At 54.4% G+C, this 21,089-nt stretch carries 20 protein-coding genes; 11 read left to right on the top strand and 9 right to left on the bottom strand.

Going from position 1 to position 21,089, the window contains the following annotated elements; genetic code table 11:
- Positions 1-95 precede the first annotated feature (95 nt).
- Positions 96-1,625, top strand: coding sequence for an NADH-quinone oxidoreductase subunit M (gene nuoM, locus GFB57_RS11955; RefSeq protein ID WP_003027692.1), 1,530 nt, complete (start codon positions 96-98; stop codon positions 1,623-1,625).
- A gap of 6 nt (positions 1,626-1,631) precedes the next feature.
- Entirely contained in the window at positions 1,632-3,089 is a 1,458-nt protein-coding gene (gene nuoN, locus GFB57_RS11960) for an NADH-quinone oxidoreductase subunit NuoN (RefSeq protein ID WP_003027689.1), read from the top strand.
- A 59-nt stretch (positions 3,090-3,148) separates the two neighbouring features.
- On the opposite strand, the gene GFB57_RS11965 is transcribed toward nuoN, so the two are convergent.
- Positions 3,149-4,153 (bottom strand): chemotaxis protein, encoded by a 1,005-nt coding sequence (locus GFB57_RS11965; protein WP_003027687.1) that lies wholly within the window; start codon positions 4,151-4,153, stop codon positions 3,149-3,151.
- Positions 4,154-4,217: 64 nt separating this feature from the next.
- Positions 4,218-5,135, bottom strand: a complete 918-nt coding sequence (gene rbn, locus GFB57_RS11970) for a ribonuclease BN (RefSeq protein WP_003027686.1) — start codon at positions 5,133-5,135, stop codon at positions 4,218-4,220.
- Between the two features lie 67 nt (positions 5,136-5,202).
- Here rbn and GFB57_RS11975 point away from each other — a divergent pair, with 67 nt between their 5' ends.
- The 9 genes from GFB57_RS11975 (at position 5,203) to pmrD (ending at position 13,560) form a co-directional block, all read left to right on the top strand.
- Positions 5,203-5,664, top strand: a complete 462-nt coding sequence (locus GFB57_RS11975) for a GNAT family N-acetyltransferase (protein ID WP_003027684.1) — start codon at positions 5,203-5,205, stop codon at positions 5,662-5,664.
- Positions 5,665-5,727: 63 nt separating this feature from the next.
- Positions 5,728-6,033 (top strand): stress response protein ElaB, encoded by a 306-nt coding sequence (elaB, locus tag GFB57_RS11980; protein WP_003027683.1) that lies wholly within the window; start codon positions 5,728-5,730, stop codon positions 6,031-6,033.
- Positions 6,034-6,137: 104 nt separating this feature from the next.
- Positions 6,138-7,436, top strand: a complete 1,299-nt coding sequence (menF, locus tag GFB57_RS11985) for an isochorismate synthase MenF (protein WP_003027680.1) — start codon at positions 6,138-6,140, stop codon at positions 7,434-7,436.
- Positions 7,437-7,520: 84 nt separating this feature from the next.
- Positions 7,521-9,191, top strand: a complete 1,671-nt coding sequence (menD, locus tag GFB57_RS11990; protein ID WP_003027675.1) for a 2-succinyl-5-enolpyruvyl-6-hydroxy-3-cyclohexene-1-carboxylic-acid synthase — start codon at positions 7,521-7,523, stop codon at positions 9,189-9,191.
- A complete protein-coding gene (gene menH, locus GFB57_RS11995) occupies positions 9,188-9,946 on the top strand; it encodes a 2-succinyl-6-hydroxy-2,4-cyclohexadiene-1-carboxylate synthase (protein WP_003027673.1) in 759 nt (252 codons plus the stop codon). Before menD ends, menH begins: the two co-directional genes overlap by 4 nt.
- 14 nt (positions 9,947-9,960) lie before the next feature.
- The gene (menB, locus tag GFB57_RS12000) at positions 9,961-10,818 is read left to right on the top strand and encodes a 1,4-dihydroxy-2-naphthoyl-CoA synthase (protein ID WP_003027671.1); all 858 of its coding nucleotides are present in this window, start codon (positions 9,961-9,963) and stop codon (positions 10,816-10,818) included.
- On the top strand, positions 10,818-11,780 hold the full coding sequence (menC, locus tag GFB57_RS12005) for an o-succinylbenzoate synthase (RefSeq protein WP_003027669.1): 963 nt from the start codon (positions 10,818-10,820) through the stop codon (positions 11,778-11,780). The genes menB and menC overlap by 1 nt, the downstream gene beginning before the upstream one ends.
- Complete coding sequence (gene menE, locus GFB57_RS12010) at positions 11,777-13,201, top strand: o-succinylbenzoate--CoA ligase (RefSeq protein ID WP_003027667.1); 1,425 nt, start codon at positions 11,777-11,779, stop codon at positions 13,199-13,201. The genes menC and menE overlap by 4 nt, the downstream gene beginning before the upstream one ends.
- A 95-nt stretch (positions 13,202-13,296) precedes the next feature.
- Positions 13,297-13,560: a signal transduction protein PmrD gene (pmrD, locus tag GFB57_RS12015; protein ID WP_003027665.1), complete on the top strand. Its 264-nt coding sequence runs from the start codon at positions 13,297-13,299 to the stop codon at positions 13,558-13,560.
- Between the two features lie 2 nt (positions 13,561-13,562).
- Here the strand turns inward: pmrD and arnF are convergent, their stop codons facing one another.
- Genes arnF through arnB form a run of 7 tightly spaced genes read right to left on the bottom strand, consistent with a single transcriptional unit; the run spans position 13,563 to position 20,939 of the window.
- Positions 13,563-13,949, bottom strand: a complete 387-nt coding sequence (gene arnF / locus GFB57_RS12020; RefSeq protein WP_003027663.1) for a 4-amino-4-deoxy-L-arabinose-phosphoundecaprenol flippase subunit ArnF — start codon at positions 13,947-13,949, stop codon at positions 13,563-13,565.
- A complete protein-coding gene (arnE, locus tag GFB57_RS12025) occupies positions 13,949-14,284 on the bottom strand; it encodes a 4-amino-4-deoxy-L-arabinose-phosphoundecaprenol flippase subunit ArnE (protein WP_003027661.1) in 336 nt (111 codons plus the stop codon). Before arnE ends, arnF begins: the two co-directional genes overlap by 1 nt.
- Positions 14,281-15,939, bottom strand: a complete 1,659-nt coding sequence (gene arnT, locus GFB57_RS12030) for a lipid IV(A) 4-amino-4-deoxy-L-arabinosyltransferase (RefSeq protein WP_003027656.1) — start codon at positions 15,937-15,939, stop codon at positions 14,281-14,283. The genes arnE and arnT overlap by 4 nt, the downstream gene beginning before the upstream one ends.
- A complete protein-coding gene (arnD, locus tag GFB57_RS12035) occupies positions 15,936-16,838 on the bottom strand; it encodes a 4-deoxy-4-formamido-L-arabinose-phosphoundecaprenol deformylase (protein WP_003027653.1) in 903 nt (300 codons plus the stop codon). Before arnD ends, arnT begins: the two co-directional genes overlap by 4 nt.
- Complete coding sequence (gene arnA / locus GFB57_RS12040) at positions 16,835-18,817, bottom strand: bifunctional UDP-4-amino-4-deoxy-L-arabinose formyltransferase/UDP-glucuronic acid oxidase ArnA (RefSeq protein ID WP_003027650.1); 1,983 nt, start codon at positions 18,815-18,817, stop codon at positions 16,835-16,837. The genes arnD and arnA overlap by 4 nt, the downstream gene beginning before the upstream one ends.
- Positions 18,814-19,797 (bottom strand): undecaprenyl-phosphate 4-deoxy-4-formamido-L-arabinose transferase, encoded by a 984-nt coding sequence (arnC, locus tag GFB57_RS12045; RefSeq protein ID WP_003027648.1) that lies wholly within the window; start codon positions 19,795-19,797, stop codon positions 18,814-18,816. Before arnC ends, arnA begins: the two co-directional genes overlap by 4 nt.
- A gap of 2 nt (positions 19,798-19,799) precedes the next feature.
- Positions 19,800-20,939: a UDP-4-amino-4-deoxy-L-arabinose aminotransferase gene (gene arnB, locus GFB57_RS12050; RefSeq protein ID WP_003027645.1), complete on the bottom strand. Its 1,140-nt coding sequence runs from the start codon at positions 20,937-20,939 to the stop codon at positions 19,800-19,802.
- Positions 20,940-21,089: the final 150 nt, after the last annotated feature.

Consider the following 21,089-nt stretch of genomic DNA (forward strand, 5'->3'; position numbering starts at 1 on the left):
GGGCAAAAAAAGCCGCAATCCGAAGTGAATTTTCTGTTTGAGAATTCGTTGAAAATCAGGTCCTGATGGGACTTTAACAAGGAATAAAGATCGCCATGTTACTACCCTGGCTAATATTAATTCCCTTTATTGGTGGCTTCCTGTGCTGGCAGACCGAACGCTTTGGCGTGAAGGTGCCGCGCTGGATCGCGCTGATTACCATGGGATTGACGCTGGCGCTTGGCCTGCAACTGTGGTTGCAGGGCGGCTATTCACTGACGCAATCCGCTGGCATTCCGCAGTGGCAGTCTGAGTTTGTCCTGCCGTGGATCCCACGTTTTGGCATCTCTATTCATCTGGCTATCGACGGTCTGTCGCTGCTGATGGTAGTGCTGACCGGTCTGCTCGGTGTTCTGGCGGTACTTTGCTCCTGGAATGAAATCGAAAAATACCAGGGCTTCTTCCATCTGAACCTGATGTGGATCTTAGGCGGCGTGATCGGCGTGTTCCTTGCCATCGACATGTTCCTGTTCTTCTTCTTCTGGGAAATGATGCTGGTGCCGATGTACTTCCTGATCGCGTTGTGGGGGCATAAAGCCTCTGACGGTAAAACGCGTATCACGGCGGCGACCAAGTTCTTCATTTATACCCAGGCGAGTGGTCTGGTGATGTTGATTGCCATCCTGGCGCTGGTGTTTGTGCACTATAAAGCGACCGGTGTGTGGACCTTCAACTATGAAGAGTTGCTGAATACCCCGATGTCCCACGGTGTGGAATATCTGCTGATGCTGGGCTTCTTCATCGCCTTCGCGGTGAAAATGCCGGTGGTTCCGCTGCACGGCTGGTTGCCGGATGCACACTCCCAGGCGCCGACGGCAGGTTCCGTTGACCTGGCAGGGATCTTGCTGAAAACCGCGGCTTACGGTCTGTTGCGCTTCTCTCTGCCGCTGTTCCCGAACGCGTCGGCGGAGTTTGCACCTATCGCAATGTGGCTGGGCGTTATCGGTATCTTCTACGGCGCGTGGATGGCCTTTAATCAGTACGATATCAAACGCCTGATCGCTTACACCTCCGTATCGCACATGGGCTTCGTACTGATTGCTATCTACACCGGCAGCCAGCTGGCGTACCAGGGTGCTGTTATCCAGATGATTGCGCACGGTCTGTCCGCAGCCGGTCTGTTCATTCTGTGTGGTCAGCTGTACGAACGTCTGCACACGCGTGATATGCGTATGATGGGCGGCCTGTGGGGCAAAATGAAATGGTTGCCTGCGCTGTCAATGTTCTTCGCCGTGTGTACTCTGGGTATGCCGGGTACAGGTAACTTCGTTGGTGAATTTATGATTCTGTTTGGCAGCTACCAGGTGGTTCCGGTCATTACCGTGATCTCGACCTTTGGTCTGGTGTTTGCCTCTGTTTACTCGCTGGCGATGTTGCATCGCGCTTACTTCGGTAAAGCGAAGAGCCAGATTGCCAGTGTTGAACTGCCAGGGATGTCGCTGCGTGAGCTGTTTATCATCCTGTTGCTGGTCGTGCTTCTGGTACTGCTTGGCTTCTATCCGCAGCCGATTCTGGATACCTCGCATTCTGCGATGAGCAACATCCAGCAGTGGTTTGTTAATTCCGTTACTACTACAAGGCCGTAAATCGCCATGACAATAACTCCACAACACCTGATTGCGCTGCTACCGCTGCTGATCGTCGGCTTGACGGTGGTGGTTGTGATGCTCTCCATTGCGTGGCGACGCAATCACTTCCTCAATGCCACGTTATCGGTTATTGGGCTTAACGCCGCGCTGGTTTCGCTCTGGTTTGTTGGCCAGGCGGGCGCCATGGACGTCACCCCGCTGATGCGGGTTGACGGTTTCGCCATGCTCTACACCGGACTGGTGCTGCTGGCGAGTCTTGCCACCTGTACCTTTGCTTACCCGTGGCTGGAAGGCTACGACGACAACCGGGAAGAGTTCTACCTGTTGGTGCTGATTGCCGCACTCGGCGGTATTCTGCTGGCTAACGCTAACCATCTGGCGGCGCTGTTCCTTGGTATTGAGCTGATCTCTCTGCCGCTGTTTGGTCTGGTTGGCTATGCGTTCCGTCAGAAACGTTCGCTGGAAGCCAGTATCAAATACACCATTCTGTCTGCCGCAGCGTCTTCCTTCCTGCTGTTCGGTATGGCGCTGGTGTACGCGCAGTCTGGCAATCTGTCGTTTGTTGCGCTCGGTAAGAGCCTCGGCGACGGCATGCTGCACGAACCGCTGCTGCTGGCGGGCTTCGGTCTGATGATTGTTGGCCTCGGCTTTAAACTTTCGCTGGTTCCGTTCCACCTGTGGACGCCAGACGTTTACCAGGGCGCTCCGGCTCCGGTTTCCACCTTCCTGGCGACGGCGAGCAAAATCGCTATCTTCGGCGTGGTGATGCGTCTGTTCCTGTACGCACCGGTAGGGGATAGCGAAGCGGTACGTATTGTACTGGGCGTGATTGCCTTTGCTTCCATCATCTTCGGTAACCTGATGGCGCTGAGCCAGACCAATATTAAACGTCTGCTCGGTTACTCTTCTATCTCTCATCTCGGCTACCTGCTGGTGGCGCTGATTGCTCTGCAGAGCGGCGAGATGTCGATGGAAGCGGTTGGCGTTTACCTGGCCGGTTACCTGTTCAGCAGCCTCGGCGCGTTCGGTGTGGTCAGCCTGATGTCCAGCCCGTACCGTGGCCCGGATGCGGACTCTCTGTTCTCCTACCGTGGTCTGTTCTGGCATCGTCCGATCCTCGCGGCAGTGATGACGGTAATGATGCTGTCTCTGGCCGGTATCCCGATGACGCTGGGCTTTATCGGTAAGTTCTACGTACTGGCAGTCGGTGTGCAGGCTAACCTGTGGTGGCTGGTTGCCGCTGTGGTGGTCGGTTCGGCGATTGGTTTGTACTACTACCTGCGTGTTGCCGTGAGCCTGTACCTGAGCGCACCGCAACAGCTGAACCGCGATGCGCCATCCAACTGGCAGTACAGCGCGGGCGGTATCGTGGTGCTGATTTCTGCCCTGCTGGTACTGGTGCTGGGTATTTACCCGCAACCGCTGATCAGCATTGTGCAGTTAGCGACTCCGCTGATGTAAGGCTACATGCAGTAACGAAAAAACCCGCCTCGGCGGGTTTTTTTATGCGTGAAATACGGTCAGTTCAATAGCTGACGGCTCACCAGCGGACCGCTGATGCCTTTTGCTGTGCGATCCATCACTTCCTGGATCACTGAAGAAAGCTCATTGACTTCGAATTTGGCCACGTAGCCATCCGCTTTTACTCGGCGAACATGATCTTCGTTCGCACTACCGGAAAGCGAAGAGTGGATAACGACCGGGATCTTCTTCAGGCGTTCGTCGGTTTTTATTTTGCGGGTAAGCGTAAAACCGTCCATCTCCGGCATTTCGAGATCGGTGAGTACCAGGGCGATCTTCTCGCTAATAGGCTTGCCCTCCGCCAGTGCTTCTGCGGAAAGCTGCTGTATTTTTTCCCACGCATCCTGGCCCGTTACATGCATCAGATGCGGGATTTCCATGGCGTTAAGCCCTTTTTCCAGCATTGCGCGGGCCACTTTTGAATCATCTGCCACAATCGCCACCGCACCCGGCGTGATGTTGAATTTATTGGTTTTCAGATCGTTTGCGCGCAGGTCGTGGTTCGCCGGTACGATGTCATACAAGATCTGCTCAACGTCGAGCACCAGCGCCAGGTTGTTGGTCTCTTTGTTGTCGTCCAGGCAAGCGATACTGGTGATATAGCGACCATTGACGGCTTTCTCGGCGGTATGCACCTGTTGCCAGTCCAGGCGCATAATGTTTTCCACTGACTCCACCGCAAACGCCTGGACGCTGCGGGCATATTCTGTGATCAACAGGATGTTGAGTCCGGTCTCTGGTTTACAGCCCGCGACGGCGGGCAGGTCAATCACCGGGATCACCTGATCGCGAATATTAACCATACCCAGCAGCGGGGCCTTCATACCAGCCGGACGCGTAAAGGTCGGCATCGGCACGATTTCACGCAGCTTGAATACGTTGATGCCAAATAGCTCTGATTTCTGCTCCTCAACAGATTTGCCGAGGCGAAATAGCAGTAGTTCAAAACGGTTAGACAGGGTTAGGTTTGTCCTGTCATCAATATCTTTCTGGAAATTGTTCATCCTGTCCTCAGTGTGAAAGCCAGCCTTTCCACTGTTATCGGCACTGAGGCGGAAAAATAAAGCGTTAAACGCTGAAAATGGCGAAATCGTGAGCCAGTTCCGTGTCTGGAAAAATCGCTTTGCACTCTTCAAGCAAACGCTGACAGCCTTTTTCATCATAGCGTGAGCTAACGTGGGTCATGATCAGGCGTCCCACTCCGGCATCCAGCGCCAGCTGTGCGGCTTGTCGGGTTGAGCTGTGCCCGCGACTGTTCGCTTTCTCCACCATTGAGGCATCCAGCGTGGTTTCGTGTACCATGACATCTACACCTCGAGCCAGTTCAATGGCGGACGCGCAGGGTCCTGTGTCACCGAAAATAGCGACTGATTTTCCCCTGGTGGCCGGGGCGAGGAAGTCGGCGCCGTGGATCGTACGTCCATCCTCCAGCACGATAGTTTTCCCGGCTTTCAAATCCTGAAACCACGGGCCCGCTTTAACACCTGCCGCCTTCAGGGCGTTAGCGTCAAGCGCACCGGGTTTGTCATGCTCTTGAATGCGAAAACCGTAGCACTCCAGCGGATGCGCCAGCGGGTACGCCGTGACTTTACGCAGGCCGTCATCGACAATCTCACCTGCGGTGATTTCCACAATTTCCATCGGATAATCGGTCCAGGAGCCGCTCAGACGTAATGCGGTTTCGGTAAACTCTCGCAACCCTTTTGGCCCGTAAAGCGTCAGAGGCTGGACATTGCCGGCCATTGAGCGACTGCACAGTAGTCCCGGTAAACCAAACAGGTGATCGCCGTGCAGATGGCTGATAAAAATACGATCGAGTTTTCCTGGATTGAAAGGGGTGGTGAGCATCTGATGCTGCGTCCCTTCACCACAATCAAAAAGCCACAGCCCCGCCTGAGTCGGGTGTTGCAGATTCAGTAAAATTGCCGTTACATTGCGTGAGCGAGTGGGGACTCCCGCTGACGTGCCTAAAAATAGTAATTCCATCTTCGCGTTACACTTTTCGCCATCAATAAGGCAGGGTGTTCAGGTTATCACAACATAGGGGCAGACAATGATTCACTGGCAAGATCTCCACCATGCAAAGCTGAGTACCCAACAACTGTACGCACTACTTCAGTTGCGATGCGCGGTGTTTGTAGTTGAGCAACAGTGTCCGTACCAGGATGTGGATGGCGATGACCTGGTTGGAGAGAATCGCCATATTCTGGGCTGGCATAACGATGAGCTGGTGGCGTATGCGAGGATTCTGAAAAGCGATGACGAGCTGGAGCCGGTGGTGATTGGTCGGGTGATTGTAAGCGAAGCGCTGCGCGGTGAAAAACTGGGGCAACAGCTGATGGCCCAGACGCTGGCATCCTGCGCGCAACACTGGCCACACAAGGCGTTATATCTGGGCGCGCAGGCGCATCTGCAATCGTTCTATGCGCGCTTTGGCTTTGTTCCGGTAACGGATATCTATGACGAAGACGGTATTCCACACGTCGGAATGGCGCGGGAAGCACATCAGGCGTAAACAGGCGCAAATAGTCCAGGTTGTCTATAGTTAGCGGGTACGTCAATTGAAAGGGAGAATATAATGTCTTTTCATTCTTATGAATCACGTATCGATGATGATCTGGAATTATTAAGTGAAACGCTGGAAGAGGTGCTGCGTTCTTCTGGCGACCCAGCAGATCAAAAATACCTTGAGTTAAAAGCGCGGGCAGAACGGGCGTTAGAAGAGGTGAGAAATCGCGTCAGCCATGCTTCTGACAGCTACTATTACCGTGCGAAAAAAGCTGTTTGTCGGGCGGATGATTATGTGCACGAAAAACCCTGGCGCGGGATTGGCGTTGGCGCCACAGTCGGTTTAGTGATGGGATTATTGTTAGCACGGCGATAAATTCCGTTCTGTCATCGCATTTGTACGTACTCCCTAACTGGGGGTACTGCTTTTTCTGCTCAGTACCCCGTATAATGTGAGGTTTTTAACAGGGAGAGGTCCGCGTGCATTCAATCACTACTGCGCTGGAAAGTCTGATGCGTCATTTATCGCAAGAGATGCCAGCAGCACCTGGAATTCGTATTTACGATATACCTTTCCCACTGAATGATGCGTTTGACGCTTTAGGATGGCTGGCCAGTCAACCCGTCTGGCCCCAGTTTTACTGGCAGCAGCGTAACGGCGACGAAGAGGCCGCCGTATTAGGGGCCGTCGCCGCATTTTCCTCGCTGGAATCGGCCCAGCAATTTTTACACCAGCATGATAATCATCCCGACCTGCGCATCTGGGGCCTGAATGCCTTTGAGCCACAGCGTGGCAATTTGCTGCTGCCGCGGCTGGAGTGGCGACGTTGCGCCGGAGTGGCGAGCTTACGCTTACATCTCTACAGCGACGTATCGTTACGTGACGACGCCGCGCAGGCGGTGGCGTTTATCTCATCGCTCGCCAATGTTAAGCCGCTACCCGCGTTGCGTCTCAGTTTGACGGGAGAACAGAACTGGCCAGATAAAGCGGGCTGGACAAATCTGATAAAACTCGCCACCCAAACGATCGCAGGAGAAGACCTCGATAAGGTCGTGCTGGCGCGGGCGACCGACTTACAGTTTTCTCAGCCGGTTAATGCCGCGGCCGTGATGGCATCCAGCCGTCGCTTAAACCTGAACTGCTACCATTTCTTTATGGCATTCTCTGCCGACTCCGCTTTTCTTGGCTCTTCCCCTGAGCGTCTGTATCGGCGGCGAGACACGGCGCTGCGCACCGAGGCGCTGGCCGGAACCGTGGCCAATCATCCAGAGGATCATCGGGCCTGGCAGTTGGGTGAATGGCTAATGAAAGATGATAAAAACCAGCGTGAGAATATGCTGGTGGTTGAAGATATTTGCCAGCGCCTGCAAGGCTGTACGCAAACTCTCGACGTGCTGCCGCCACAGGTGCTCAGGCTGCGTAAAGTGCAGCACCTGCGCCGTTGCATCTGGACGGAACTGAATCAGGCCGACGATACGCTTTGCCTGATGCAACTCCAGCCCACGGCGGCTGTCGCCGGTATTCCGCGAGAGCTGGCGCGTGAATTCATCCAACAAAATGAACCCTTTGAACGTGAGTGGTATGCCGGTTCTGCGGGTTATCTTTCACGGCGCCAAAGTGAGTTTTGCGTGTCACTACGTTCGGCGAAAATTAGCGCAAACGTGGTGCGCCTGTATGCCGGGGCAGGGATCGTACGTGGTTCAGATCCTGAGCAGGAATGGCAAGAAATAGACAACAAAGCGGCGGGTTTACGTACTTTATTACAGATGGAAGCCTAATGAGTCACACATTACCGACTCATATCAAAAATCCATTTATTCGATTCTTTATACTGTGTCGCAATATTGATACCGGACAATCTCATGTCAGTAAGCGCATTTAACCGACGCTGGGCGGCGGTCATTCTGGAAGCACTCACTCGCCACGGCGTCAGGCATGTCTGCATTGCCCCTGGCTCTCGTTCTACACCGTTGACGCTGGCGGCAGCGGAAAACCCCGCATTCATCCATCACACCCATTTTGACGAGCGTGGTCTTGGGCATCTGGCCTTAGGTCTGGCAAAAGTTAGCCGTCAGCCTGTCGCCGTGATTGTGACGTCCGGTACCGCGGTGGCGAATTTATATCCCGCGTTGATTGAAGCGGGCCTGACCGGTGAAAAACTAATTTTACTTACGGCAGACCGACCGCCAGAGCTTATCGACTGTGGTGCGAACCAGGCGATTCGTCAGGCCGGAATGTTTGCCTCGCATCCATCGCAAACGCTCTCTTTACCGCGTCCGACTCAGGACATTCCGGCAAGCTGGCTGGTGTCCACTATTGATAATGCGTTAGCAACCCTGCATAGCGGGGCGGTTCATATCAATTGCCCGTTTGCGGAACCGCTGTATGGCGATATGGACGAAACGGGGATTGCCTGGCAGCAGCGCCTCGGCGACTGGTGGCAGGACGATAAACCCTGGCTGCGAGAAGCGCGTCGGCTGGAAAGCGACAAACAGCGCGACTGGTTTTTCTGGCGACAAAAACGCGGCGTAGTCATTGCGGGCCGCATGAGCGCTGAAGAAGGTAAGAAGGTTGCGCAGTGGGCGCAGACGTTAGGCTGGCCGCTGATTGGTGATGTTCTGTCGCAAACCGGACAACCGCTGCCGTGCGCCGACCTGTGGCTGGGAAATGCGAAAGCGGTAGCTGAGTTACAGCAGGCGCAGATTGTGGTGCAGCTTGGCAGCAGCCTGACCGGAAAACGACTCCTGCAATGGCAGGCCAGCTGCGATCCGCAGGAATACTGGATTGTCGATAATATCGAAGGCCGCCTCGATCCGGCTCACCATCGTGGCCGCAGGCTGGTGGCGAAAGTTGGCGACTGGCTGGAGCTGCATCCGGCGGAGAAACGTCAGCCCTGGCACGTGGAAATCCCTCGTCTGGCGCAACTGGCCTGGCAGGCGGTAGAAGCCCGTCGTGAGGCGTTTGGTGAAGCGCAATTAGCCCACCGTATTCGTGAATACTTGCCGGAGCAGGGGCAGCTGTTCGTGGGTAACAGTCTGGTGGTACGCCTGATTGATGCGCTGTCGCAGCTTCCGGCTGGTTACCCGGTCTATAGCAACCGTGGCGCGAGCGGTATTGACGGCCTGCTGTCAACGGCAGCAGGTGTACAGCGTGCCAGCGCGAAATCGACGCTGGCGATTGTTGGCGATTTATCTGCATTGTATGACCTGAATGCGCTGGCGTTATTGCGCCAGGTTTCTGCACCGTTTGTCCTGATAGTGGTCAACAATAACGGCGGACAGATTTTTTCTCTGCTGCCGACGCCAGCCAGCGAACGCGAACGGTTCTATCTGATGCCGCAGAACGTACATTTCGAGCATGCTGCCGCCATGTTTAACCTTAAATACCAGCGCCCGGAAAACTGGGAGCAACTGGAGAGCGCGTTGACTAACGCCTGGCGTACTCCTGCGGCCACGGTGATTGAGCTGGTGGTGAATGAAACTGACGGGGCGCAAACCTTGCAGCAACTGCTGGCGAAGGTAAGTCATCTATGATCCTGCATGCGCAGGCGAAAGAGGGCCAGACGGGATTTCCCTGGCTGGTTTTCCTGCACGGTTTCTCTGGCGATTGTCGGGAATGGCAGACGGTCGGCGAAGCGTTTCAGGATTATTCGCGGCTATACATCGATCTGCCGGGACACGGTGGCTCTGCTGACATCAGCGTGAGCGGATTCGATGACGTAAACGTTTTGCTGCGTAATACTCTACTTAGTTACAACATACACAACTACTGGCTGGTGGGATACTCTCTTGGTGGCAGAGTCGCGATGATGGCGGCCTGTCAGGAGATGCCAGGGCTTTGTGGTCTGGTGGTTGAAGGTGGACATCCAGGCTTGCAAGGCGAAGAGGCGCGCGTTCAGCGTCGTCTCTCGGATGGCCGCTGGGCTGCGCGTTTTCGCGCAGAGCCGCTACGTGAGGTGTTTAATGACTGGTATCAACAGCCCGTTTTTTCCTCGCTGAACACGGTACAAAGAGAGGCGCTGGTCGCTCTGCGTAGCCAGAATAATGGGCAAACGCTGGCGGCAATGCTGGAGGCCACCTCGCTTGCCGTACAACCTGATTTACGTGCGCAACTCACGACGTGCACATTTCCGTTTTATTATTTATGTGGTGAACGTGACGATAAATTCCGCGCTCTGGCGGCGGAAATATCAGTACCAAACCATGTGATTCGTAATGCCGGACACAACGCGCATCGGGACAACCCCGCGGGTGTAGTGGACTGTCTGGCTCAGATTCTGCGTCGCTGACTATAGGACATTTTATGATCTATCCTGATGAAACAATGCTTTACGCACCAGTAGAATGGCACGATTGCTCTGAAGGCTATACCGACATTCTTTACGAGAAATCCACCGACGGTATCGCAAAAATCACCATTAATCGTCCGCAGGTACGCAATGCCTTCCGTCCGGTCACTGTGAAAGAGATGATCCAGGCGCTGGCGGATGCCCGCTATGATGACAACATCGGCGTAATTATTCTGACCGGTGCTGGCGACAAAGCGTTCTGCGCAGGCGGCGATCAGAAGGTACGTGGCGACTACGGCGGATACCAGGATGACTCCGGTGTGCATCACCTGAACGTGCTGGACTTCCAGCGTCAGATTCGTACCTGTCCGAAACCGGTCGTGGCGATGGTTGCAGGTTTCTCCATTGGCGGCGGTCATGTGCTGCACATGATGTGTGACCTGACCATTGCGGCTGAAAACGCCATCTTCGGTCAGACCGGTCCTAAAGTCGGTTCCTTCGACGGCGGTTGGGGCGCTTCCTATATGGCGCGCATCGTCGGTCAGAAAAAAGCGCGTGAAATCTGGTTCCTGTGTCGTCAGTACGATGCGAAACAGGCGCTGGATATGGGGCTGGTCAACACCGTGGTTCCGCTGGCGGATCTGGAAAAAGAGACAGTACGCTGGTGTCGCGAAATGTTGCAAAACAGCCCAATGGCGCTGCGCTGCCTGAAAGCTGCACTGAACGCCGACTGTGATGGTCAGGCAGGTCTGCAGGAGCTGGCAGGTAACGCCACTATGCTGTTCTACATGACGGAAGAAGGTCAGGAAGGCCGTAACGCCTTTAACCAGAAACGTCAGCCTGATTTCAGCAAATTCAAACGGAATCCGTAATGCGTAGCGCGCAGGTATACCGTTGGCAGATCCCCATGGACGCGGGGGTGATTCTGCGCGACAGGCGGTTAAAAACGCGTGACGGGTTATACGTATGTCTTCGTGACGGTGAGCGTGAAGGGTGGGGAGAAATCTCCCCGCTGCCGGGCTTCAGTCAGGAAAGCTGGGAAGAAGCGCAAACCGAGTTGCTGGCCTGGGTGAAAGGCTGGCTGCAAGGGGATGCCTCCTTACCGCAACTGCCTTCGGTCGCCTTTGGCGTAAGCTGTGCGCTGGCCGAACTGGCTGGCGTATTGCCACAGGACGCAGACTATCGTGCTGCACCGCTGTGTACGGGCGATCCTGACGATCTGGTACTGCAACTGGCGGACATGCCGGGCGAAAAAGTGGCGAAGATTAAGGTCGGTCTGTATGAAGCGGTTCGCGACGGCATGGTAGCCAATCTGTTACTTGAGGCGATCCCGGAGCTGCATTTGCGACTTGACGCCAACCGGGCCTGGACGCCGTTGAAAGCTCAGCAGTTCGCGAAATACGTTAATCCGGAGTACCGCGGACGCATTGCCTTCCTCGAAGAACCGTGCAAAACCCGTGATGATTCTCGTGCCTTCGCGCGTGAAACCGGCATTGCCATCGCCTGGGATGAAAGTCTGCGTGAAGCGGATTTCACCTTCGAAGCCGAAGAGGGCGTCAAGGCTGTGGTTATCAAACCTACGCTGACCGGCAGTCTCGATAAAGTCCGTGAACAGGTGGCAGCGGCGCATGCGCTTGGTCTTACTGCCGTTATCAGTTCGTCAATCGAGTCGAGTCTGGGCTTAACCCAGCTGGCGCGAATTGCTGCCTGGTTGACGCCGCAAACCATCCCAGGTCTGGATACCCTGAGCCTGATGCAGTGCCAGCAGGTACGCACCTGGCCGGGTAGCGCATTGCCGTGTATCGACGTTGATGCGCTGGAACGTCTGCTATGATCAAGCAGGAAATGCCCGATAGCGTGAGCTTATCGGGCCTGATACAACCCAGTGACTGGCCGTGGCGTCACTGGCGACAGGTTCGTGCGAAGGCGCCAGCCTTACGCCTCAACGATGAGGCATTAAGCTGGAGCGAGCTCTGCGCGCGCATCGACCATCTGGCCTGCGGTTTTGCCGCTCAGGGCGTGGAAGAAGGCGATGGCGTCCTGCTTCGCGCCTGGAATCATCCGCGCGCTTTGCTGGCCTGGCTCGCGCTGCTGCAGTGTGGGGCGCGGGTTTTACCTGTGAACCCACAGTTGCCTCAGTCGCTGCTTGATGCGCTGGTCCCGGACTTAACGCTACGTTTTGCGCTGGATCTGGAGGCTGCTATCGCACTCCCGGAACTCAGTCCGTTACAGATGCAGTCGTTGCCAGGCGATCACGCCACCGCATGGTTGCCCGAGCGTTTGAGCACGATGACGTTAACCTCAGGTTCTACCGGATTACCAAAGGCGGCGGTGCATACCTGTCAGGCGCATCTGGCAAGCGCGCAGGGCGTACTGTCATTAATGCCGTTTGGTGCTGAGGATGACTGGCTGCTCTCATTGCCGCTGTTTCATGTTTCCGGGCAGGGCATTTTGTGGCGATGGTTGTTCGCCGGAGCGCGAATGACCGTGCGCGACAAACAGCCGCTGGATCAAATGCTGGCTGGATGCACTCACGCTTCACTGGTGCCCACGCAACTGTGGCGCTTACTTGTTAATAACACACCAGTCACGCTAAAAGCGGTGCTGCTGGGCGGTGCGGCAATTCCTGTTGAGTTGACGGAACAGGCGCGTGAACAGGGGATTCGTTGCTGGTGCGGTTACGGATTGACGGAGTTTGCTTCTACGGTTTGTGCGAAAGAGGCAGATGGCCTGGCGGATGTGGGCTCTGCTTTACCAGGGCGGGAAGTCAGGATCGTTAATGACGAAGTTTGGCTACGAGCCGCCAGCATGGCGCAAGGTTACTGGCGTAACGGACAGCTTATGCCTTTAGTGAACGCGGAAGGCTGGTTTGCAACCCGCGATCGCGGCGTGTTGAAGGACGGCAAGTTAACCATTGTCGGTCGTATGGACAATCTGTTCTTTAGCGGCGGGGAAGGCATACAGCCGGAAGAGGTGGAACGCGTGATTGCCGCACACCCACATGTTCTGCAGGCCTTTATTGTGCCGATAGAAGACAAAGAATTTGGCCATCGCCCGGTGGCGGTCGTTGAGTATGACGCTAATGCTGGAGAAACTAATCTGGCAGAGTGGGTAAAAGATAAGCTGGCCCGCTTTCAGCAACCGGTATGTTGGTTGACATTGCCACCCGAGCTTAAAGCCGGAGGGATTAAAATCTCGCGTCGTGCGTTGTCGGATTGGGTAAGTGCTTCATCATTAACATTAAGAAAGCATTAATTACATTTTTCATTTTTGTCATTCCGCAGCTATTGTCCTTTTGTTTATCTGCTAAAGTGTAACCTATTGTGAAATTTATTAACAAAAGGTGCGCTATGGAATGGCATGTGAAGAAGTCTCGCTGTCACAAGAAAGCAGGGAGGCTCTATATCGTACTTTGCGATAGTGGTGGTTCGCTTAAGATGCTCGCTGAGGCGCAATCTTTCGAGCGGGTTAAACCTGGCGATCTTCTTTCACCGCTGAAAGATGCGCAGTATTGTGTTAATCGTGATGCATCCCGCGTGATTAAAATAATCGATGCCAGACAGTACATATGTGACGAATGGGAGCGCCTGTTACGACTGTCGGCAGATAAATGAGCTCAGCGCCGGTGCTTGTCTGCAGGCAGAAAAATCGTCATTAAACCCGCCATGATGCACAGTACCCCAACCAGCGCCTTTACTGAAAATGTTCCCTGCCAGCCGGGCAGAATCATTGATGCAACCCAAACCAGCACATAGCTCAGGCTGAGCAGGGCATAAGCTTTGCTCAGCGCGAGCTGGTGCAGGGCTTTATGCCAGCATATAACCGACAGCAAATAGCCTGCCAGCCCGGCAGATAAAGCAAACGCTCCAATACTGAGAGAGAATACGGCGGAGATGAACGCCAGCGGCTGCATCATTGGCGGCAGATTATCCATTGCGAAGCCGAGGCTCAACTGGGCTGCGGAGGTGATAATAACGCTACATAATCCCCAAAAGATGCCCATTACACTGCGCTCCCAAGAATAAAGATGCCGGTAATGATCAGCCCAACTCCCAGCCAGTGGCGTGTAGTGACGGGTTCGCGCCAGATTTTCCACGCGGCCAGCGTCACCCATACAAAGTTAAGACTCAGCATGGGGTAGGCGATGCCGACAGGAATGTTCTGCAGTACCGCCAGCCATAGCAGCATGGCCAGACCGAGGCTTGCCAGAGCAAGCCCAATCCATTGCGTGACGTGGCGTTTTCGCGCACGAACGGACACCGGTCGGGTCGCCTGCTTCTGGCATAGCTGGCCGCAGACGCTGAGCAGGCTGGCGAGAACTAAGGCTATCCAGATCATTTTGGCCGATACTGAATCAGGACCAGTCGCCCCTGATTATCAATGTAATCAGCGGGAGGGATAGCGAGTTGATTAATATCTTCATCCTTATCAATCGTGAGCACGAGCGTAATATTTCCTTGCTGACGATGTTGCGCTAACCAGTCGGCAAAGTCTTCCCGACTAACAAAACGCCCCTGAGCATCCGGGTAGTTGAGGCCATATTTTAACTCGCCCGTTTGGCCGTACATCATGATGTCGTCACGCTTCAGGCTCCAGGCCAGCCCTGCGGCAACGCCAACGTTGTCGGTGAGAATGTAACGGCTCGACTCCAGCGACTCTTTAGTCATCTCGACAAAAAACTGCGGCTGTTTAGACTCCATCACCCGGTCAGGGACTGAGAAACCAAACAACAGCGCGAGTCCCAGCGGACACAGCGCGGCGAATTTCCAGTTCTTCTCGCGGTTATTTAGCGTATACCAGCCGAACAGTGCCCAGGTGATAAAAATGCCCCACGCGCAAAACACCTTATACGTTTCGATATGCGACCAGACCGGCGTCTTTAACGGACCCAATGTGGAAACAATAAATGTGGCGACAATGCCGGTCACGCCGAACAGCACGTTGATCCAGCCATTCACACGCAGTGCGGCGGAGCCTTTTTCCGCGGCCTGCAGGCCGAAACGCGCCGTTAATATCGCCAGCGGGGCGAAGCAAGAAAGAATATAGGTCGGCAGTTTTCCTTTGGCGATGCTGAAAAACAGGATTGGCATGACAATCCAGCTTAACAGGTACAGCGCGCTGCGCGGAACATCCCGCTCACGCCAGCCCGTACGCAGTGCGCCGGGGAGCAGCCCGAGCCATGGTAATGCGCCAGCCACGAATACCGGAATGTAGTACCAGATGGGAGCCTTGTGTTGGGCATCATCCTGTGCGAAGCGTTGAATATGTTCAACCCAGAAGAAGTAATGCCAGAAATCCGGCTCACGCCGGGCAATCGCTATTCCCCACGGTAGCACAATCACGACGCAGCCGATAACCGCCAGCAGACCGTAGAGTATGAGATCTTTCCAGCGTTTTTGTGCGAAAACCCACGGCAGTACGCTGAGCACAGGAACGGCAAGCGCAAGGAAGCCCTTGGTCATCACGCCCATGCCGCAGGTTAACCCTAACAGCAAAAAAGCGATGATTTTGCGCGTTCTGGTGGTGGCCTGCATGCCTTCCCAAAAACAGCACATGCCCGCCATCAGCCAAAGCGCAATTATGGGATCAAGTACCGCGTAGGTACCGATGCTGTAAACTGAAAAGAACGTTAAAAAGATAGCAGAAGAGAGTACGGCGGTACGCTTATCCTGCCATAACCGCATGGCAAGCCAGGCTACCAGTAGCGCCGTCAGCAAGGTGGCAAAAATAGCCCCCGCTCTGACGCCAAAATTATTAGCACCAAATAGCCATTGTCCGATGCTGTTTAACCAATATCCGGCAATCGGTTTTTCGAAGTAACGGAGTCCTAAAAAGTGCGGCACGATCCAGTCGCCGGACGTCAGCATTTCCCGACTGATTTCGGCATAGCGCGTTTCATCAGGCTGCCAGAGCAGGCGACTGTTGATAGGGAGAATAAAATACAGCGCAATAAACGCGATACAGGCCAGAGTGTAGCGGGCAGCAGGTTTCATTGTGTCGCACTCACCGGTTGTTGGCAGCCGAGCCATCCCTCTCTGCCCGGTATTTTTCCCCGCACGATCTGTCCTGTTGGCAGCGTGCTGATATCGTCTGGTAACAGCTCGCCAAGCGGGCAAAATGTCATCCCCATGTCGGCGGCGCGAGTAAGCAGCTCGTCAAAATTCTGATGAAAGGCGATGCCTTCAACTTCCGCATGAATGGTGTACACCGGTGTTCCTCTGCTCATCTGGATGTGGGAGAGAATATAAGCGTTGAAGTCCACCGCCTGGACCTCCTGACCAACCACTTCATCCCATGTTGGTAACGTGACGGGAATTTGCGGCGTACCTGTTTTCCCGGACGCCAGTACAGGACGAAATAACGACGTTCCCCGACAGTCGCTGTTATAGCGTAAATGGAACGTTTCTTTTGCCTCGACGACGCGGTTGTCGGCACGCCATCCGGCAACCGCAGAACAGGTAACCGGTTGTCCGATGATGGCTTCAAGGGCGGTAATGCCTCGTGAAATATCATCAATCAGCTGTTTATCATTCCAGTTTCCGCTTCGCGCTTGCCAGGCATGGTGATCCCAGGCATGCAAACCGGTTTCATGAATCAGGGCGGTTTGCGCAATGATCGCCGCATTGGCCTGGCCAATCTCTTTTCCCGGCCACGCGGTTCCCGCGAGCAATATATCCCATCCGTAGAGCGATGCTGCGTTTGAACGCAGCATCTTCCACAGAAATTGTGGCTTCACAAGACGCCAGAGATGGCGCCCCATGTTGTCAGGTCCAACGCTAAAGAAAAAACTTGCCCGAACGTTATGCCGGTTCAATGTCTCCAACAGGCGGGGCACACCTTCGCGCGTCCCCCGGAAAGTATCGACATCAATGCGCAAGCCTACTTTGGTCATGATGTGTGTTCCGTGATATCCACACTGCGTAAGAAGAAGTCCAGCGTCTCTTCTACCGTTTCCTGCATCTCAATGGTGGGCTCCCAGTTCAGGCAGCGTTTTGCATTACGAATGTTGGGCTTACGATGCTCAACGTCCTGATAACCTTTACCATAGTAGCTACTGCTTTCGACGTCACGGAAACCGGCAAACGGCGGGAAGTGGTTACGCAATGGATGTTTTTCAAAACAGGTAAGCAGCATTTCTGCCAGTTCCTGAATACTGGCTTCATTCTCCGGGTTACCGATGTTGATAATCTCACCGTCGCAGCGTCCGCCTTCGTTTTCAATGATGCGGTACAGGGCTTCGATACCATCGCGAATGTCGGTAAAGCAGCGTTTTTGCTTACCGCCTTCAATCAGCTTAATAGGTGAACCTTCCACCAGATTGAGGATCAATTGAGTAATGGCGCGTGAGCTGCCGATACGCGCGGCGTTAAGGCTGTCCAGACGCGGTCCCATCCAGTTAAACGGACGGAACAGGGTGAAGCGCAATCCCTCTTTTTCGCCGTATGCCCAGATTACGCGGTCCAGCAACTGCTTGGAAACGGAGTAGATCCAGCGTGGTTTATTCACCGGACCGACGATCAGGTTCGAGCTGTCTTCATCAAAAACTTTGTCGGTACACATGCCGTAGACTTCGGAGGTTGACGGGAAAATGATGCGCTTACGGTATTTCACGCAGTAGCGAATGATTTTCAGGTTCTCTTCAAAATCGAGCTCAAACACGCGCAGCGGGTTGCGGGTATATTCGATTGGCGTGGCGATCGCTACCAGCGGCAGCACGACGTCGCATTTTTTCACATGATATTCAATCCATTCGGAGTGAATGCTGATATCGCCTTCGACGAAATGGAATCGTGGATGCTGCAGAAAACGACTAATGGCGTCGCTGCCAATGTCGAGTCCATACACTTCGTAATTGTCTTCTTGCAACAGGCGTTCGGTCAGATGGTTACCAATGAAGCCATTGACGCCAAGGATCAGCACGCGAGTACGGCGTTTAGCGGTAGTAACTGACTGGCTGTTCAGGCGAGAACCTGGTACCAGGCCCAGAACCTGCGCCAGCTGTGACCCCTGCATGGCAATACCATCGCCAGCTTGCCCGGTAATAATCTCCAGTGCGCCATCAGCGCAGGCGATCAGCAAAGGAGAAACGGAGATGACGGTTCCTGGCTGGGCTGTGCGGTCATTTTTGCAAACACGTGACGACCAGACGGTGAATTTTTGCGTGCCAACATAGCTAAATGCGCCCGGCCATGGATCGCTGACGGCGCGTACCTGGTTATGCAACTCTGCAGCTGGTTTGTTCCAGTCGAGGAAGCTATCTTCCGGCGTACGGCGACCAAAACAGGTCGCCTCTGCTTCCTGTTGGGGGTGTTCTGCATAATCTCCCGTTTTAATCGCGGGCAGCGCCTCTTCCAGTAACTGACGCGCAGCCTGGCACAACTTATGGTGCAGCGTTAACGCCACATCATCGGGCGAAATAGCAACCCGCTGCTGGGCGACAATGGCGCCCGCATCCGCGCGTTTGACCATCCGGTGAAGCGTGACGCCGGTTTCGGTTTCACCATTGACCAGTACCCAGTTCAGCGGCGCGCGGCCACGGTATTTCGGGAGCAGCGAGCCGTGCAGATTAAATGCACCCTTAGGGGCAAGGCTGAGGATCTCATCACTCAGTAAATGGCGATAGTAGAACGAGAAGATAACATCGGGTGCCAGTTGGCTAATGCGCTCAATCCACAGGGGATGATTAACCTCGTCCGGGGCGTAAACCGGAATACCGGCGCTGGCCGCGAGGCGGGAAACAGATCCAAAAAACGCTTTTTCACCCGGATTGTCGGTATGCGTAAAAATGGCAGCGATTTCATAACCTGCATCCAACAAGGCCTGGACACCCTGACATCCCATATCGTGATAGGCAAATACGACGGCTTTCATGCGCGGTTTTCCTCGGTTGACTGCGTGGTTTGTGGGCGGATAACGTGTTGAACAAAATAGCGGGGGCGGGCGCGGACATCGTTATAGATGCGACCGATATATTCGCCGAGTAAACCCATGCCAATAAACTGTGCGCCGATAAAGGTAAACAGGACGGCAAACAGCATGAATACCCCTTCCGCTGCCCACTGTGGGCCGAGCGTCAGGCGCAGAACAACAAGCAAGACTGATAAGGTAAAGCCCGTGGCGGCGATCACGCTGCCCAACAGACTCAGCATGCGAAGCGGTGTTGTGGTAAGGCAAGTCACCAGGTCATACATCAGGTTGATCAGACGCATGAAGCTGTATTTGGAGTCACCAAATTCGCGCTCTGCATGATGTACCGGGATCTCCGTAGCGCGACGGGCAAAAATGTTGGCCAGAATAGGGATAAAGGTGCTGCGCTCCTGGCAATGCAGCATGGCATCGACGATGTGACGGCGATAGGCGCGTAGCATGCAGCCGTAGTCGCCCATTGCTTTACCGGTGGTTCGTTGGATCAGATGGTTGATCATTCGTGAGGCGGTCTTACGAAATACGCTGTCCTGCCGGTTCTGGCGCACCGTGCCCACCACATCAAACCCCTCATCTGCTGTGGCGACCAACCGAGGGATCTCCTCCGGCGGGTTCTGCAAATCGGCATCCAGTGTGATGATCAAGTCGCCAGTGACATGGCTGAAACCGGCCATAATCGCCGAGTGCTGTCCGTAATTGCGATTCAGCAAAATAGAAACAATATGGCTGTTTGGTGCCTGGGAGGCATTCATCATCAACTGAGCGGAATTGTCACTGCTACCGTCGTCGATTAGCAGAATTTCATAGTCTTTACCCAATTTCTCGCAGGCGGCGCTGGTGCGTCTGATTAACTCTGGCAGGCTTTCCTGTTCATTAAAAACGGGAATGACCACCGAGACTTTTTTGATTGGTGCTGCTTCAAACATGATTATTGTCCTGCAATCTCGCGAAGTGCCGTAATGACCCGCTGGGTATCCGCTTCGGTCATGTCTGGGAATAACGGCAGCGAGCAGATGCGCGCGCTGTTCCATTCAGTATTTGGGAGCGAAAGGGTAGTGAAGCGTTCGCGATAATATTTTTGCGTATGGGCTGCACGAAAATGCAGACCGGTGCCGATATCTTTAGTCTTCAGCGCTTCCATCAGGGCATCTCTGCTCAGCCCGCAGCGGGTTTCGTCAACACGAATGATGAATAAGTGCCAGGCATGAACGTGCGGCCACCGGGGCAGGTCCAGCGGTTGAAATGGCGTATCAGCCAGCGCCTGCTGATATTGCTGGGCAATTTGCGCCCGGCGTGAATTCAGTTGCTCCAGCTTATTAAGCTGTACCAACGCAATAGCGGCATTGATATCCGTCAGGTTGTATTTGTATCCTGGCGCAAGCACTTCGGCCTGCGGTGCCCGGCCATAGGTTTGTCGATCAAAAGCATCAACGCCCAGACCGTGAAACTTCAGGCTGCGAAGCCGCTGGGCAAGCTGGCTGTCGTCGGTAACAATCAGTCCACCTTCTGCGCAGGTGATATTTTTGATGGCGTGAAACGAGAAGATTGCCGTACCGCGCGCCCCGACATGACGGCCCTTATACAATGTCCCTACGGCATGGGCCGCATCTTCTATTACCGGGATGCCATAACGCTCGCCAATGGCATAAATCGCGTCAAGATCGGCGGGGGCGCCTGCGTAATGTACTGGAACAATGGCTTTGGTTCGTGGGGTAATGGCGGCTTCAATTTGCTCAGGTGTGACCATAAGTGTATCGCGGTCGACGTCGACCATGACTGGCGTCGCACCCAGCAGGACAATCATGTTGAGGGTAGAAACCCACGTCATCGACGGCGTAATGACCTCATCGCCTGCACCTATGCCCAACGCCATCAGTGTGATGTGCATACCTGCCGTGGCAGAGCAGACGGCGACGGCGTGTTGATTTCCTGTGAGCTGGCAGAAGGCTTCTTCCAACTGTTGGTTCTTCGGGCCAGTGGTTATCCATCCAGAGTCCAGCACCGCTTTTACAGCGGCAAGCTCTTCAGCACCCATTGCCGGGCGAGAGAAAGGCAAAAAGTCAGACATCATTATTCCTTCAAGCCATTTAACGCTACCGAAGTTTTATTTTTAGGACTAAACAGGGGCGTCGTTAATTATTTCATCAGGCTACAAAGGTTAATGGCCGAAGGTTAATTTATCCTTAAGGGTTTAAGGTTTGGGAGATAATAACAAAGA

The sequence above is a fragment of the Citrobacter sp. S39 genome (genome assembly GCF_009495675.1).
Taxonomy (GTDB): Bacteria; Pseudomonadota; Gammaproteobacteria; order Enterobacterales; family Enterobacteriaceae; genus Citrobacter; species Citrobacter freundii.

Bases quoted from the DNA above. Each gene is read 5' to 3' on its own strand.
- pmrD (WP_003027665.1), top strand. From the start codon at position 13,297: ATGGAATGGCATGTGAAGAAGTCTCGCTGTCACAAGAAAGCAGGGAGG.
- nuoM (WP_003027692.1), top strand. From the start codon at position 96: ATGTTACTACCCTGGCTAATATTAATTCCCTTTATTGGTGGCTTCCTG.
- GFB57_RS11965 (WP_003027687.1), bottom strand. From the start codon at position 4,153: ATGAACAATTTCCAGAAAGATATTGATGACAGGACAAACCTAACCCTG.
- nuoN (WP_003027689.1), top strand. From the start codon at position 1,632: ATGACAATAACTCCACAACACCTGATTGCGCTGCTACCGCTGCTGATC.
- arnE (WP_003027661.1), bottom strand. From the start codon at position 14,284: ATGATCTGGATAGCCTTAGTTCTCGCCAGCCTGCTCAGCGTCTGCGGC.
- arnF (WP_003027663.1), bottom strand. From the start codon at position 13,949: ATGGGCATCTTTTGGGGATTATGTAGCGTTATTATCACCTCCGCAGCC.
- GFB57_RS11975 (WP_003027684.1), top strand. From the start codon at position 5,203: ATGATTCACTGGCAAGATCTCCACCATGCAAAGCTGAGTACCCAACAA.
- arnT (WP_003027656.1), bottom strand. From the start codon at position 15,939: ATGAAACCTGCTGCCCGCTACACTCTGGCCTGTATCGCGTTTATTGCG.
- arnD (WP_003027653.1), bottom strand. From the start codon at position 16,838: ATGACCAAAGTAGGCTTGCGCATTGATGTCGATACTTTCCGGGGGACG.
- elaB (WP_003027683.1), top strand. From the start codon at position 5,728: ATGTCTTTTCATTCTTATGAATCACGTATCGATGATGATCTGGAATTA.
- menC (WP_003027669.1), top strand. From the start codon at position 10,818: ATGCGTAGCGCGCAGGTATACCGTTGGCAGATCCCCATGGACGCGGGG.
- rbn (WP_003027686.1), bottom strand. From the start codon at position 5,135: ATGGAATTACTATTTTTAGGCACGTCAGCGGGAGTCCCCACTCGCTCA.
- menE (WP_003027667.1), top strand. From the start codon at position 11,777: ATGATCAAGCAGGAAATGCCCGATAGCGTGAGCTTATCGGGCCTGATA.
- arnA (WP_003027650.1), bottom strand. From the start codon at position 18,817: ATGAAAGCCGTCGTATTTGCCTATCACGATATGGGATGTCAGGGTGTC.
- menH (WP_003027673.1), top strand. From the start codon at position 9,188: ATGATCCTGCATGCGCAGGCGAAAGAGGGCCAGACGGGATTTCCCTGG.
- menD (WP_003027675.1), top strand. From the start codon at position 7,521: ATGTCAGTAAGCGCATTTAACCGACGCTGGGCGGCGGTCATTCTGGAA.
- arnB (WP_003027645.1), bottom strand. From the start codon at position 20,939: ATGTCTGACTTTTTGCCTTTCTCTCGCCCGGCAATGGGTGCTGAAGAG.
- menB (WP_003027671.1), top strand. From the start codon at position 9,961: ATGATCTATCCTGATGAAACAATGCTTTACGCACCAGTAGAATGGCAC.
- arnC (WP_003027648.1), bottom strand. From the start codon at position 19,797: ATGTTTGAAGCAGCACCAATCAAAAAAGTCTCGGTGGTCATTCCCGTT.